The 14,716-nt window shown below is 28.8% G+C and carries 13 protein-coding genes; 12 read left to right on the top strand and 1 reads right to left on the bottom strand.

What is annotated here, in order from left to right; all coding sequences use genetic code 11:
- Positions 1 to 308: 308 nt before the first annotated feature.
- The 12 genes from FOC48_RS06400 to FOC48_RS06345 all read left to right on the top strand — a co-directional run bounded on the left by FOC48_RS06400 (position 309) and on the right by FOC48_RS06345 (position 14,034).
- The gene (locus FOC48_RS06400; protein WP_003147192.1) at positions 309 to 1,769 is read left to right on the top strand and encodes a DEAD/DEAH box helicase; all 1,461 of its coding nucleotides are present in this window, start codon (positions 309 to 311) and stop codon (positions 1,767 to 1,769) included.
- Positions 1,770 to 1,992: 223 nt separating this feature from the next.
- Entirely contained in the window at positions 1,993 to 3,369 is a 1,377-nt protein-coding gene (locus FOC48_RS06395) for a polysaccharide deacetylase family protein (RefSeq protein WP_003147191.1), read from the top strand.
- Positions 3,370 to 3,527: 158 nt separating this feature from the next.
- Entirely contained in the window at positions 3,528 to 4,790 is a 1,263-nt protein-coding gene (locus FOC48_RS06390) for a competence/damage-inducible protein A (protein WP_003147190.1), read from the top strand.
- Between the two features lie 72 nt (positions 4,791 to 4,862).
- Positions 4,863 to 5,159 (top strand): DNA topoisomerase IV subunit A, encoded by a 297-nt coding sequence (locus tag FOC48_RS06385; protein WP_003147189.1) that lies wholly within the window; start codon positions 4,863 to 4,865, stop codon positions 5,157 to 5,159.
- Positions 5,160 to 5,389: 230 nt separating this feature from the next.
- Complete coding sequence (locus tag FOC48_RS06380; RefSeq protein WP_254263171.1) at positions 5,390 to 7,555, top strand: hypothetical protein; 2,166 nt, start codon at positions 5,390 to 5,392, stop codon at positions 7,553 to 7,555.
- 360 nt (positions 7,556 to 7,915) lie between these two features.
- Positions 7,916 to 9,394 carry a BglG family transcription antiterminator gene (locus tag FOC48_RS06375; protein ID WP_003147186.1) on the top strand — a complete coding sequence of 493 codons (1,479 nt, stop codon included), beginning with the start codon at positions 7,916 to 7,918 and terminating at the stop codon, positions 9,392 to 9,394.
- Positions 9,378 to 9,770 carry a hypothetical protein gene (locus FOC48_RS06370; protein WP_003147185.1) on the top strand — a complete coding sequence of 131 codons (393 nt, stop codon included), beginning with the start codon at positions 9,378 to 9,380 and terminating at the stop codon, positions 9,768 to 9,770. Before FOC48_RS06375 ends, FOC48_RS06370 begins: the two co-directional genes overlap by 17 nt.
- Positions 9,771 to 9,782: 12 nt before the next feature.
- Positions 9,783 to 10,244: a PTS sugar transporter subunit IIA gene (locus FOC48_RS06365; protein WP_003147184.1), complete on the top strand. Its 462-nt coding sequence runs from the start codon at positions 9,783 to 9,785 to the stop codon at positions 10,242 to 10,244.
- Positions 10,245 to 10,248: 4 nt separating this feature from the next.
- A complete protein-coding gene (locus FOC48_RS06360) occupies positions 10,249 to 10,527 on the top strand; it encodes a PTS sugar transporter subunit IIB (protein WP_003147183.1) in 279 nt (92 codons plus the stop codon).
- A gap of 27 nt (positions 10,528 to 10,554) precedes the next feature.
- Positions 10,555 to 11,820: a PTS galactitol transporter subunit IIC gene (locus FOC48_RS06355; protein ID WP_003147182.1), complete on the top strand. Its 1,266-nt coding sequence runs from the start codon at positions 10,555 to 10,557 to the stop codon at positions 11,818 to 11,820.
- 106 nt (positions 11,821 to 11,926) lie between these two features.
- Positions 11,927 to 12,970 carry a galactitol-1-phosphate 5-dehydrogenase gene (locus FOC48_RS06350; RefSeq protein ID WP_172497897.1) on the top strand — a complete coding sequence of 348 codons (1,044 nt, stop codon included), beginning with the start codon at positions 11,927 to 11,929 and terminating at the stop codon, positions 12,968 to 12,970.
- Positions 12,971 to 12,987: 17 nt separating this feature from the next.
- Positions 12,988 to 14,034, top strand: a complete 1,047-nt coding sequence (locus FOC48_RS06345; protein ID WP_003147179.1) for a zinc-binding dehydrogenase — start codon at positions 12,988 to 12,990, stop codon at positions 14,032 to 14,034.
- Positions 14,035 to 14,275: 241 nt separating this feature from the next.
- Here the strand turns inward: FOC48_RS06345 and FOC48_RS06340 are convergent, their stop codons facing one another.
- Positions 14,276 to 14,602, bottom strand: a complete 327-nt coding sequence (locus FOC48_RS06340) for a thioredoxin family protein (protein ID WP_003147178.1) — start codon at positions 14,600 to 14,602, stop codon at positions 14,276 to 14,278.
- Between the last annotated feature and the right edge of the window lie 114 nt (positions 14,603 to 14,716).

Here is a 14,716-nt window from a genome sequence, read left to right as displayed (position 1 = left end):
CTTTTTTTGTGAATTTTAAAGAGATTGACTCGGAAGCCGTAAATTTTTAGAAAATCCATTTAACAATACATAAAAGAGGTTGTTTATTTATATCTAAATTAGCTTTATACCAGATGTTTAGATATCTAATAAATCTTAAGTGACGGACTCCGAAATTCTATTTCTTTAAAATCCTATTTTTTAAGTTACTCTTTTGGTATAGTTTTATGATTACCCTTATCCCTTTATTAATTTTTATTTTCATGCTATAATTAACAGGTTATATAAATAAGACAGTATATAAAATTGGATAAATTAAGGAGAATTAAATGACAACATTTGAAGAATTAGGGGTTAGTCAGGAGACAGTTCAATCACTAAGAAACATGAATTTCATATCTCCAACTGGTATTCAAACAGAAACAATTCCATATGTATTATCAGGAATTGATATTTTAGCACAAGCACAAACAGGATCAGGAAAGACAGGTGCATTTGGAATACCGTTAGTAGATACAGTAAGGAAAAGTGATCAATTACAGTCATTAATCCTTGCCCCAACTAGAGAATTAGCTCAACAAGTAGGTGAACAACTTCGCCTTATGTCACGAGCAAAAGGATTAAAAGTTAGCATTGTTTTTGGTGGAACAAGTATTGAAAGACAAATTCAAGATTTGAAGAAACGTCCTCAAATTATAGTAGGAACACCAGGTCGTGTTATCGATCATATTAATAGAAGGACAATTAAATTAGATTCACTAACACATCTAGTATTAGACGAAGCGGATGAAATGTTAAATATGGGATTCATAGAGGATGTTAGATTTATTTTATCAAAAATAACATCAAGACATCAGACGCTATTGTTCTCAGCGACTATGCCTAAGACAATTATGGAACTTTCAAAAGATTTCATGAAAGATTATAAACTAATAAAAACTATCAGTGATGAAGATTTAAAACCAGATATTACTGAATATGCTACAATCGCTAGAGAAAATGAAAAACTAGAGACGTTGATTGGATTTTTAGATGTTCAAAATCCTAACTTGGCAATTGTATTCGGTAGAACTAAGCGTCGTGTTGATGAATTATCAAGTGCACTTATTGCTAAGGGATACTTAGCTGAAGGATTACACGGAGATATAACTCAATCTAAACGTTTAGAAATACTACGTAAATTCAAAAATAATTCATTACAAATTCTAGTTGCAACAGATGTAGCAGCTCGTGGTATTGATATTAGTGATGTAACTCATGTATATAACTTTGATATTCCACAAGATGTAGAAAGTTATACTCATAGAATTGGAAGAACTGGTCGAGCAGGTAAGTCTGGAGTTGCAATTACATTCCTGAATCCAGTAGAGATGCCTTATCTGAAAGATATTGAAAATTCTCGTGGGGAAAGAATGAAAATGTTACGTCCTTACTCACAAGATGAAGTGAAGAAAGCTCGCCATAACAGATTATTTGATGAAGTTGTTTCGGAAATGGACAATAACCATGTTGAATTTAATAGCTTGGCTAATAAATTGTTAGCTGAAACAAATGCAGAAAAAGTAATCACTATTCTACTAAGTAAATTAATCAATGATAAAAAAGATGTTGATGTAGAACTATCATTTGAAAAACCATTACCACGAAAACAAGAGCGTGGAAGACGATCAAATAGAGGAAATGATAGACGCAGACGTTCAGATAATAGAGATAAGAAAAATCGTAATGAACGTAGAGGAACAGATAAGAAATTCTTCGATAAAAAAGGTCGTAGAATGCAAAACAAATAATAAGGAAAAGATGTCAGTCTGTTGATTGATGTCTTTTTGTTATATAAAATTATTAATGTAATTTTTAATGAATATACTGGAGAAATTCTGTAGTTTAAGGTATAATACTAATGTATAATTTTTATTAGTTTGGAAGGATATAGTGAACTCTTTATAACGAGATTAATTCCCTATATCTTTTAAAATGTGATAAGAAAATAATTTAAAGAAGGGAATAAGAATAATGAAGAAAGTAGGTGTCTTTTTAGGTATTTTATTTATAGCTATTTGTACATTCTTATTATTCTACGGTGAACCTGCTTACCAAAAATGGCAAGAGTACAATTTTAAATCGCAGGTTAAAGATACGGTGGAAGCTACTGATAAATCAGATTTCGCAAAAGATAGCAGTGCGAAAAGCGGGTGGTTAGGAGATAAATTCGTAAAAGTTTATTATCCAAACTCAAACTCTTCTAATTCAGATGAAATAAAATCACGTTTGGATGAAGAGACAAAAGGATTAGTTGAAGGAGAATTAGACTTTAATAAAGATATTAAAGAAATTGTTTTCTACGGAAGTAAAGAAAAAGAAAGTAATTTTGCTAATGTATCAGAATTAAGTGTTGAGAAAGTTACTCATAAAGTTTCTGATAAAAAAGTAGAAGCTGCAACAGAATCTAATATTTCTAGTATTTTCCATACGAGTGATGGGAAACCTTTCACCTTATCTAGTCTATTTTCTTCTCCAGATGATGCTAAGAAGAAGTTTTTATTTAAAATACAAAAACAATTAGAAGTTCGTGGAGTTTCTGAAGCAGAAGGAAAAGATGCTATTGTTAAACTACGTGATCAAGATATGGCTGATTGGAAATTCACTTACGGTGATTCTAAATTTAATATAAATATAGATCCTAAAGTCGGAGAAGTTAGTTCAGTAGAAGTGCCTATGGCTGACTTACACAAGTATATAACGGAGAGCTATCTAAAAGGAGAAGATTTAGATAAATATAAAGAATATGTTAAGAAAAGAGATAGAAAAGCTGTTGCATTAACATTTGATGATGGACCAAATCCACAGACAACACCTGTAGCATTAGAATTATTGAAAAAATATAAAGCTAAAGGTACATTCTTTATGGTAGGTCGTTCTGTCGCAGGAAATGAAGATCTTATTAAACAAGTTGTTGTCGAAGGGCATCAAATTGGTAACCACTCTTGGGATCATCCAGTTTTACCAAGTATAGGTCTAGAAAAAGCGAAAAAACAAATTAATGATACAACTGAAGCACTGAAAAAAGCAAGTGGACAAGATGTTCATGTTATGAGACCTCCATATGGAGCAATAAATGGTGCAATTCAAGCTGCTGTCGATCAATCATTTATTTTATGGGATATTGATACACTAGATTGGAAAAAACGTAATACTGCTTCTATAATGAAAGAAGTTAGAAAAGCTCAGCCTGGTTCAATTATCCTAATGCACGATATTCACCAAACAACTATTGATGCATTACCATCGATATTACAGTACTTAACTGAACAAGGATTTGAAATGGTGACTGTTGATGAACTAATGGGAGATCAATTAGAACTTCATCAATCATATACAAATAGAGAATAATAATTAAAGAGTATGATTATAAGGATTTTAAAGTTCTTATAATCATACTCTTTTTATTTTGAGAAATTAATAAGAAGAGATTATATAATTTATTTTTTAATGAATTTGATGTAGAATATAATTGAAAGAAATAATGAAAATATTGAGAGGCGAATATTATGAAAGTTGAATTAGTGTCAGTAGGAACTGAATTATTATTAGGTGATATAGTAAATACAAATACAGCTTATTTATCAAAAGAGTTGGCGGCTCTTGGGTTTGGAGTTTTTAGACAAACAACTGTAGGTGATAATCGAGAGAGATTAATTAAAACTTTAGAGAGTGCATTTTTAGAAAATGATACGGTTATTATTACAGGTGGCTTAGGACCTACTGATGATGATATAACAAAAGAATGTGTGGCAGAATACTTTGGTAGAGATTTTTATTTCCATGAGTATTCATGGGTGAAAATATTAGAAAGACTTACAAGATCAGGAAGAAATATTATAACGGAAAATAATAAAAAACAAGCAATGATTCCTGAAGGGGCAATAGTATTAGAAAACTTTTGTGGAACTGCACCAGGTATAATAATTGAGGAAAATAATAAAAGAATAATTTTATTACCAGGACCACCACGAGAAATGCGTGATATGTTTGAGAAAAGTGTAAAACCATATTTAGAGAAATTTAGTAATAAGCATTTTATATCTAAATACGTAAGATTTTATGGTATAGGAGAGTCTTTATTAGAAACTAAAATTAAAGATATAATGGATAATCAAACAAATCCTACGTTAGCACTTTATGCTAAAACAGGAGAAGTGCTACTTCGTATAACAGCTAGCGATGAAGATAAGAATGAATGTGAACAACTTATAAGCGAACAATTGAAAGAGATTGAGAAAAGAGTAGGAGAGTACATATATCTTGTAGGAGATGAAGATATTTCAGGAACACAAACAGAAATGAATAATGTGGTAGCTAATCTTCTTATAGAAAATAATTTTACTATATCAGTAGCCGAGTCTTTAACTGGAGGAAAGATTTCTTCTATGTTAGTAGAAAAAAGTGGAATTTCAGAATCATTCCTAGAAGGTGTAGTTTGTTATTCAAATAAGTCAAAAATTAATACTTTAGGAGTGAATGAAGAAACTTTAGAGAAGTTTGGTGCGGTTAGTGAGGAAGTAGCTAAAGAGATGGCATTAGGAGTAGCGAACCGATTAGGTGCCGATTTTGCAGTTGCTACTACTGGAATTGCAGGTCCTAATAGTGATGAAAGTGGAAAACCTGTAGGATTAGCATATATTGGTATTTATTCTAAAGGAGAAGTGAGTGCAAAAGAGGTAGTTTTCACAGGTGACAGAGAATTAATCCGCTACAGAACAAGTGTTGAAGCGTTTGCAGAAATTAGAAAAAATATTTTGGAAAAACTATAGTTTTTACTTGTAAAATGATAGACTATTTTGTATAATATTATTAATAAAAAAAGATATTTAAGGAGATTGATTATGTATACAATGAACTTATCTAGTTTGGAGTCGCCGGATCCCAGGTATGGGCAAGATGATGAATATTCCCAGGACTTCAATACTGAAATAGACTATGAAGATGAAATTTTATCAGATTATGCTGATGAAAGTTATAACGAAGTAGAGTTTTCTGTTCCTGAAGAGGAATTCTTAGATTACTCTAACGAGATGTTCCTATATAAGGAGTATTCGTACGATTTTGCTGATGACTACGAATATGATGAAGTTAGTATATCTAATGATCAAATAATGTTAGAAAATATAAGCGAAGCTTAATATAACATTTTGAAAAAAAAGTTGACCTATAAGTGTTTTTCACTTATGGGTCAATTTTATGATATTATATTTTTAAAGAGATTTTGTTTATTTTAAATAGTTAAATTAGTGCGAGTGATTTATATTTGAATATAAATGTATTTAGTTTTATTTAAACAATTTTTTATATAATTGTTATTAAAGAATGTGATATAATAAGTATTAGTATACAGTTGAAAGGAGGAGAAATATTGAAATATCGTAAATTGATAGGATCTGCTTTACTAGGTTTAGGAATGGCAACTATTAATCATTCTAACGTTAAGGCTGATTATTTTACAGATTACAATACGACAGTAACGGATACAGTTTTTAGAGAAAATATATTTAATTTTGATATATTCAATAATAATAGAAATTATTCTCTTCCTGTAATAAAAAATAGTGTTATTCAGAGTAATATGGATGAACTTGAATACAACGCTGAATTACTTAGCTATAAAAAAAATTCATATAATTTTTTAATTTTTTATTCGTTAGATAGTAACAATATCCCAAATGAGCTTTTTAGACTACCATTGAAAAAGAGCGGTAACGGGAAAATAGTTGATAAAAGTTTACTAAAACTTTTTGCTCCGAATACTAGAATAATAATGAATGTAATGACTTATGATATTGACAATAATGGCAGTATTAAGAATTTAGAATATTCAAAATCTAGTAAAATATATTTTACTAAGAAAAATATTAATTTAATAGTAAGTGAAGGTAACAAAGAAGTAGTAAATAGGAATATTGAACTTAGAAATATTCCCCAAGAAGATAAGATTGCAGTTTATCCATATGAGATTGAACAGTATTATAACCCGGATAAATATTATAGTTACAGGAAAGCTGTTATTTTAATTGATGGAAAAGAGTCGAATTCGGAAAATATTGAATTACCTTATCTAGCTAAGAAAATCGAAGTAAAATTAGCTCAAGATAAAGATTATTGGAATAAAGTAACTGTGGAATATCCATCTGAGTTGAAAAAAGATAATAAAGAATATTTAATAAAACAAGGAACAACTTTTTCAAGTTTTGTTAAAGAGAATGATATCAAGGAAATCACATCTAAAGATGCTAAGTATGAATTTTCTGGTTTCTATCTTGATGATAAAGAAATAGTGAGTTCACAGGTATTAGGAAATAATATAAAAATCCAAGCTAAATATAATACTAAGGTAGTATTAGATAATGGAAGTTCAAAAAAAGAAGTAACTTTGTTAACTGGTCAAAAATTAAGTGAAATAGATACTAAGTTCTTTAGTAAAGAGAAGTATCATGTAGAGAGTTATTCTATTTATAATGCAAGTGATAATTCTAAGATTAAAGATGTAAAGGACTTGTCCGAGGAGAAGGTTGATAATAGTATCATTATTAAGGCTAATTACAAAGAAAATGTTAATACTCTTAAAATACGACAAGATGATTATAATAAACGTTTTGGTAAAGTTGATGAGAGTATTAGAGATAAAGATATAGAATGGCCTGAAACAAAAAAAATTGGAGAATTGTTATCTGAGCTACGTAAAAAAATTAAACCAAGTACAGGATACGAAGTACTATTTAGATCTAATAAAAAAGTTATAAATGATGATGAATACATTAATTCTGAAACTATTATAGAAATTTACTTTAAAAAAGTAGAGAGTGAATGGGTTAATGTCAAATTCGTAGGAAGAGGAATAGATAAATTTTTATCAGATGGTCAAGATGTACTAGTTGGTTCAAGAATAGATAGTATGGCTAATTTACCTACGGCTACAGGAGTTACGGATCAAGAATTTTTAGGTTGGCAGGCGAATGGTGATTATTTAATTGCTGGAGAAAATTCTGAGAAAATTAGAGTATCTAAAAATAAACTCCTTCAAACTAATGAGTTAGGTGCAGTTGTAACTGAAAAAGGAAAAGATATTGAATTTAATGCGGTCTATAGAAAGTTATTTAATGTAGAATTTGAGAATACTTTTGCCGGTAATATTAATTTTTCAAAAGATTCATCTAATATACTACGTGTTGATGAATTCAATAGTATTGGTGATGCTACAAAAAATAATAAAATATTAGTAGTTCCTAGATCAGGTTACTCATTATCTCATTTTATAGCAAATAAAACTGTAAAAGTAAATATGGACAAAGGTACTAGAGAAATATTTGCAGGTCAGAAAATTCAAGAAAATGATTTGTATAATGTTGTACCTACATCAGATTTAAAGATAACACCAGTATATAAATTAAGTGTAGTTCCATCTTCACTTGAAGAGATGATAGAAAATAATAAAATAAAAACTGTTGATGATGCATTGGATATAAAATTTGAATCAACAGAAAATATTAGAAAAATTTTAGGACCATTGTATTACTTGAGATAAAAAGAATGGTATTAAATATGAGATAATAAAAAGGATGCTTATCTCTGCTCAGCAGAGATAGGCATCTTTTTATTTTGTTTAAAAGTTATATATTTAATTTTCTCTTATATTAAAAAATATAATGTGTATAATAAAATTGTTTAGTGTTATTTTTGTATAAAGATCAATTTTTAAAATTTTAAAAAAATAATATAAATAATATGATATTATCTTTTTAAAATAATTATTTACTTGATATTAATACAATAATAATTGGTGTATATCAGTAGAAAACCATTTAATGTCCATATTAATATAGACATTAAATGGTATTCTGTCTTTTATGAAAACGTATTATAATATAAATAGGGAGGGATGAGGATGATAAGAAAATTAGAAAATCGCCAAGTAGAATTGTTACAGATATTAAAAGAAGCAGAAGATTTCTTACCTGTACATGTTATTGCAGAAAAAATGGGGATATCTACTAAAACTGTTTACAGGGATATAGAAAAAATAGTTAAGGATGTAAAAGAGGTTAAACTATTAAAAAAACAAGGTAGTGGAATAAAAATGTTGTTTTCGAATTTTCTCATTGAAAAAATTCCTCAGAAACAATTAGTTAAGTATTCTTTAGAAGAACGCAGAGTTAATATATTATATTATTTATTAATAAATTCAAAAAACTATACTTCTATTGAAGAACTAGCTGAAATGAACTTTGTGGGGAAATCGAGTATAGTAAATGATTTAAATTATTTAGAAGATAGACTTGCTAATGAGAATATAAAATTAGAAAAAACGAGATTAGGAACTAAAATAATTGGAGATGAGAAAAATATTAGAAAAAATATAATGAATTTGATTCGAGATTATTCATTTACAGAAGATGAAAATGCAGAAGTATATTATTCTGATAGAATTGAAAAAAATACATTAAAAGAACTATCTTCTAAATTTGATTTTAGAAAAATAGAAACAGTTGAAAGAATTATATCGAAACACGAAAAAAATCTTCCGTATACAATAGGTGATTTATATTATATTAATTTAGTAGTTCATTTACTTATTGCAATAGAAAGGATAAATAGTGAAAATTATTTAGAAAATAATGGATTTCCTAATATAACTGATAAAAAATTTTATTATGAAGCTGAAAGTATAGCAGCTGATATTGAAAATGAATTCTTCATAAGTTTACCACCAAATGAAATTTATTACATCTATCAGTATCTCGTTAGTATGGGAGTAGGGAATTTAAATAATGATGTTGATTTTGAGGTGAAAGAAGAACTTGAAAATATTGTTAATGAATTTCTAAAAGCTGTTTCTAATACAAATAATAAGGTAAATGAAAACAGAGATAATATTTATTATTTATTTATACTACATATCAGAGCATTAATGAGACGATTAAAATATGGAATTAACATTAAAAATCCTTTGTTAAATAAAATAAAAGAAGACTATTCGAAACAGTTTTCTGATGTGAGTGTGTTGGCAAGAAAAATATTATCAGAAAAAATAAGTGAGGATGAGATAGCGTATTTAACTGTATATACTGAATCAATATTAAAATTGAATAATTTAAAGACAAAAGTAGTATTAGTCTGTAATAGTGGTTTTGGTACATCTCTATTTTTAAAAAAAAGGATAGAAGATAAGCTTAAAAATATAGAAGTAGTAGATGTTGTATCTACTAAAGATATAAAATTTTATGATTTAAGTAAAATTAGTTTTATAATATCTACAGTAAAATTAGAAAGTAAACAAGATGCTGTTTTCGTAAATGTTATGCTAAATGATGAAGATATTCAGAATATTAACAGAAAGGTGTATGGTAATGGCGATGAAGTTTAGAGTGTTTAATAATGAAAAAAAAGTAAGGTTAGAAGATATATATATTGATGTAGCAAGATATTTAGAAAGTAATTCATGGATATTTTCAAAGCAAATATTTTTGAAGGATTTGGAAACTAGAGAAGAATTAGGTTGTATTAAGGTAGATGAAAATTTTTATTTACCACATTTAGTAAATAATAATATTAAAGAAAATATAGTAGTAAGAGTAGATGATTTTGAAGATGATGTGTTGTTTATTTTGATAAAAGAGAATGATAAAGAAGCTGAAAATAAGGCTAGAAATATTGTAAGAAATCTTTTAATAGAAAATAAAAGAAATATAATATTAAAGAGTAATAAAAAAAAATTTGAAGAGATTTCAAAATATGTGTAAGGAGGTATTTATATGTTAGATGAATTGTTTTCGGAAGATAATATATATTTGGGTGTTGAGGGAAATAACTTTTTGGAAGTTTTAAATAATGTTTCAAAAGAATTAAACAATAAAAAATATATAAATGATGGCTATATAGAATCTGTAATAGAAAGAGAAAAAATATTTCCAACAGGGCTTGAGTTTCCTAAATATTGTATAGCTATTCCTCATACAGATTCAAAATATATAAAAAAAGATGCAATAGCCGTAGTAAAACCTAAACAGAGCGTAATATTCAGGGATATGGCTACGAATTCAAAAAATCTTGAAGTAAATGTTTTTCTGTTACTGCTTATTAGTAAAAATGAAAATCAGGTAAAAGTACTATCAAGTGTTATAAGAAAATTTTCTGATGAAGATTTTTATAATAAAATCATACAGGTTACTGATAAAAAGCAAATTTTAAATATTATAAAAAATAAGGAGATTTAAGAAAATGACAAAGAAAGTATTAATTGCATGTGGTGCAGGTATAGCGACATCAACAATAGTTGTATCTAGAGTTGAAGAATTGATAAAAAAACATAATCTTGATGTAGATATTAAACAAATTAAAATAGCAGAAGCTGCTAGTTTGCAAAATGAAGCGGATTTGATAGTTTCAACTACAATTTTACCAACTACCTACTCAATTCCTAGTATAATTGCAACTAATTATATTATGGGGATCGGTGAAGAAGAGTTAGATGAAGAAATTTTAAGTCACTTAAGATAATTAAAAAATAAATAAAGGAGAAAAGTTATGCAAAAATTATTAGATATAACAAATTATATATTAGGTTTAGGACCTACTGTTATCTTACCAATAGCAATCTTTATTTTAGCTATTATATTTAGAGTACCTGTAGGTAAAGCTGTTCGTAGTGCACTAACTATAGGGATTGGGTTTGTAGGTATTAACCTAGTTGTGGGCATTTTAACTACTAATTTAGGCCCTATTACAGAGCAATTAGTAGAAAAATATAGTATTTCATTAAGTACTATTGATGTTGGCTGGCCAGGGGCAGCGGCAGGCTCTTGGGCATCACCTGTAGCAGCAATTTTAATTCCTATATGTGCTTTAGTTAACGTTATTATGATTGCATTAAAACTAACTAGAACATTGGATATTGATATTTGGAACTACTGGCATTTTATTGCAGCTGGAGCAACAGGATACATAGTATCAGGAGGTTCATGGTCATTCAGTATTTTATGTGCTGTTCTATATGAAGTAATGGTATTATTAATGGCAGATAGAACTCAAAAAATGGTTCAAGATGTATATGGTCTAAAAGGTATCTCATTACCAACAGGATCTACAGCAGCATTCGGATTTGTAGGTATTCCAATTGGTTGGCTGATAGCTAAAATTCCAGTTATTAAAGATATTCATATAGACTCTGAAACAATTCAAAAACGTTTTGGTATCTTTGGTGAACCAATGGTAGTAGGTACATTCTTAGGTATGATTTTACAAGCATTAGTTAACTGGAGAGATGTTGGTTTAGTATTAAAAACTGGTATTGCGATGGGAGCATTCATGTTATTAATGCCTCGTATGGTTAAACTATTAATGGAAGGTTTAATTCCAATTTCTGAATCTGTACGTGACTTTATGAAAACACGTTATAAAGGTAGAGACCTATACATTGGTCTTGATGCTGCGGTTTCAATTGGACATCCATCTAATATATCAACAGGATTAATCTTAGTTCCAATTACATTACTATTAGCAATTATTATTCCTGGTAACAAAGTTTTACCATTCGGGGACTTAGCTACTATTCCGTTCTACGTATCATTCATCGTAGCAAGTAGAAAAGGGAATATCTTCCACTCAGTACTAGCTGGAACAGTGGTAATTGCTTTATCATTACTTATGGCAACAGACTTCATCGGGGTTCATACTCAAATGATGCAAGGATTAGAACAATATAGTCATGGACATACAAGTTTAAGTTCATTAGACATGGGTGGTAACTTCTTTAACTGGGTTATCCTAAAATTCTCACAATTATTTTATTAAAATATAATTGTTAATAATAAATTTCTATGGCACCATAGTTCTATAATCTTTATTAGAAAGTAGTTGATTATGGTGCCGTATTAATTAGAAAAAAGAGGTATATAAAATGAAAGCTTCGGTTATGTACGAGCATAGAAAATTTGAATATAAAGAAATAGAGGAGCATAAGTTAGGTGAAAATGATGTAAGAATAAAAGTTCATTCTTGTGGAATATGTGGCTCAGATATTCATAAGATGCAAACTAAATGGAAATATGGGTATCCAGCAGTAATTGGTCATGAATACTGTGGAGAAGTAGTTGGATTTGGAGATAAGGTCACAAAATTTAAGAAAGGTGACAGAGTCGTCTGTGTTCCTTTTATGCCATGTAATGAATGTGAGTATTGTAAACAATCCTTATATTCAATGTGTGAAAATTACACTATGATTGGATCACATAGATTTGGTGGTTTTGCAGAATATTCTATTATAGCTGAGGAAAATCTTTTGAAAATAGGAGATTTAGAATATACTAAAGCAAGCTTCATTGAACCATTAGCAGTTGTAATGCATGCAGTTATGGGAATAGATATAAATCTAGGAGATAGTGTTGTTGTATTAGGCGCTGGAACTATAGGAATGTTAGTCTTACAAGCAATTAAGGCTGCAGGAGCTGGGAAAGTGATAGTTGTTGATATTGATGATAGAAAATTAGAATTAGCTAAAAAGTTGGGAGCTACTCAGACTATAAACTCATTATCTGAAGATTTAGAAAAAAAAGTAAAGGAATATACTGATGAAAAAGGTGCAGATATTTCTTTAGAATGTGCGGGTAGTGTTGTTACACAGGAGCAAGCTTTATTATTAACTAGGAAGCATGGTAAAGTTGGGTATTTAGGAATTGCTTATAAAGATGTAACACTTAAAGAAAAAGCATTTGAGAGCATATTTAGAAAAGAGTTGACTTTAAAAGGTTCTTGGAATTCCTATTCAGCGCCGTTCCCAGGAAGAGAATGGACTAATGCAATAGAATTAATTTCTAAAAATAAAATTGATGTAGAAAGCTTAATTACACATAAATTTACATTGAAAGATGTTGATAAAGCTTTTGAAATGATATTAGGAAGAACAGAACCGTTTGGGAAAATCCTTATTCTTCCAGAATTATAAGAAAAGAGGATAATAATATGTTAGCAGCAGTAAAAACAAAAGCAGGTTATGATAATTTAGAATTATTAGATGTTGAAGAACCTCAAGTATATGGTGATAGGGTAAAGATTAAAGTAGCATACACCGGAATATGTGGTTCAGATATTCATACTTTCAAAGGTGAATATAATGCTAAAGGATTACCAGTCACATTGGGTCATGAGTTTTCGGGAGTCGTAGTTGAAGTAGGAGCAGATGTTAAAAATGTGAAAATTGGAGATAGAGTTACTAGTGAAACTACTTTTGAAACTTGTGAACAATGTATATACTGTAAATCGAAAGATTATAACTTATGTGATAATAGAAAAGGAATAGGTACACAGGCTAACGGTAGTATGGCAAGATATGTATTGTCAAGAGAAGAAAGTTGTCATGTTCTACCAGAAAAAGTGAGCTTGAGAGCAGCTTCTTTAACTGAGCCATTAGCATGTTGTACGCACTCTGTTATGGAAAGAACATCGATAAAAGATGGAGAAACTGTTCTTGTTATTGGACCAGGGCCGATAGGGTTATTAGCAGCACAAGTAGCTAAAGCTAATGGAGCAAAAGTTATAATTACAGGAATTACAAAAGATAAGCCACGATTAGATTTAGCTAAAGAAATAGGAATTGATGTAACGGTAGACAGCTTAGTTGATGATTTAAGAGAAGTTATATTAAAAGAAACAGAGGGATATGGTGTTGATAAAATATTTGATTGTTCAGGATCAGTATTTGCAGTAAATAATGCTTTACCACTTATTAAGAAAAAAGGAGATTTTGTTCAAATTGGATTATTTGCTAAAAAAATAAATGAACTTGATCAAGAAAGTATTATTCAAAGGGAAATACGCTATATTGGATCAAGATCTCAAAAACCATCATCATGGAATTTAGCATTAGACTTATTAGAAAATAATAAAATTGCAACAGATAAGATGATTACTAAAATATTCCCGTTAGAAGAAACTCGTGAAGCATTCGAAGCAGTAATGTCGGGAAAAGAGATAAAAGTATTAATCAAATCAAGTGAAGATATAGAATAATTATTAATACAATAATATAATTATTTATGGAGTAGTATGGGATTAAGAGTACCATTTTTCATCTCAAATTCCAACTTTGTGTAAAACAACTATTAAATTTAGTTAATTATTCAGTTAATAAAACTAGGAGAAATGGGGATATACTATGATAAAGAAATAGGGACTACAATGGTCTAGTAATGATTTTTGGGTTCGATTAAACTCCTATATAGAAAAATCTATATAGGAGTTTTTAGTGATATTAAATTTTCTCTAAAAATTCTTCTACTTCTTTTTGAGTTTTGGCTAGTCTTGATACGAAACGACTAACTTCTACATTATTTTTGTAACCTACAAAAGAAGGAATACCAAAAATATCAAGAGCTTGAGCTATTTCTGGATAATCATCACGATTAACGTAGATGAATTTTATTTCAGGAAACTTGTTTATCGTTTCTTCTAAGTAACGGTCTAACATGATGCAATCTGGACACCACGTTGCAGAAAATACAAAGACAATCTTTTCATTTTCTTCTTTCAAAGTTTTAAATTGTTCTATAGAATCTAATTTTTCTATATAATTAAACATATAATCACCTCATTTATGACTAAGATTATATCACAAAAATTAATTGTTAGCATGGAGAATGCTTAGCTTCTAATTTTCAGTTTAAGTTTTCATTTTCAATTTTGATTACAAATG

Source organism: Gemella haemolysans (assembly GCF_012273215.1).
Classification (GTDB): Bacteria; Bacillota; Bacilli; order Staphylococcales; family Gemellaceae; genus Gemella; species Gemella haemolysans_A.
This window is presented reverse-complemented; position numbering and strand designations above follow the sequence as displayed.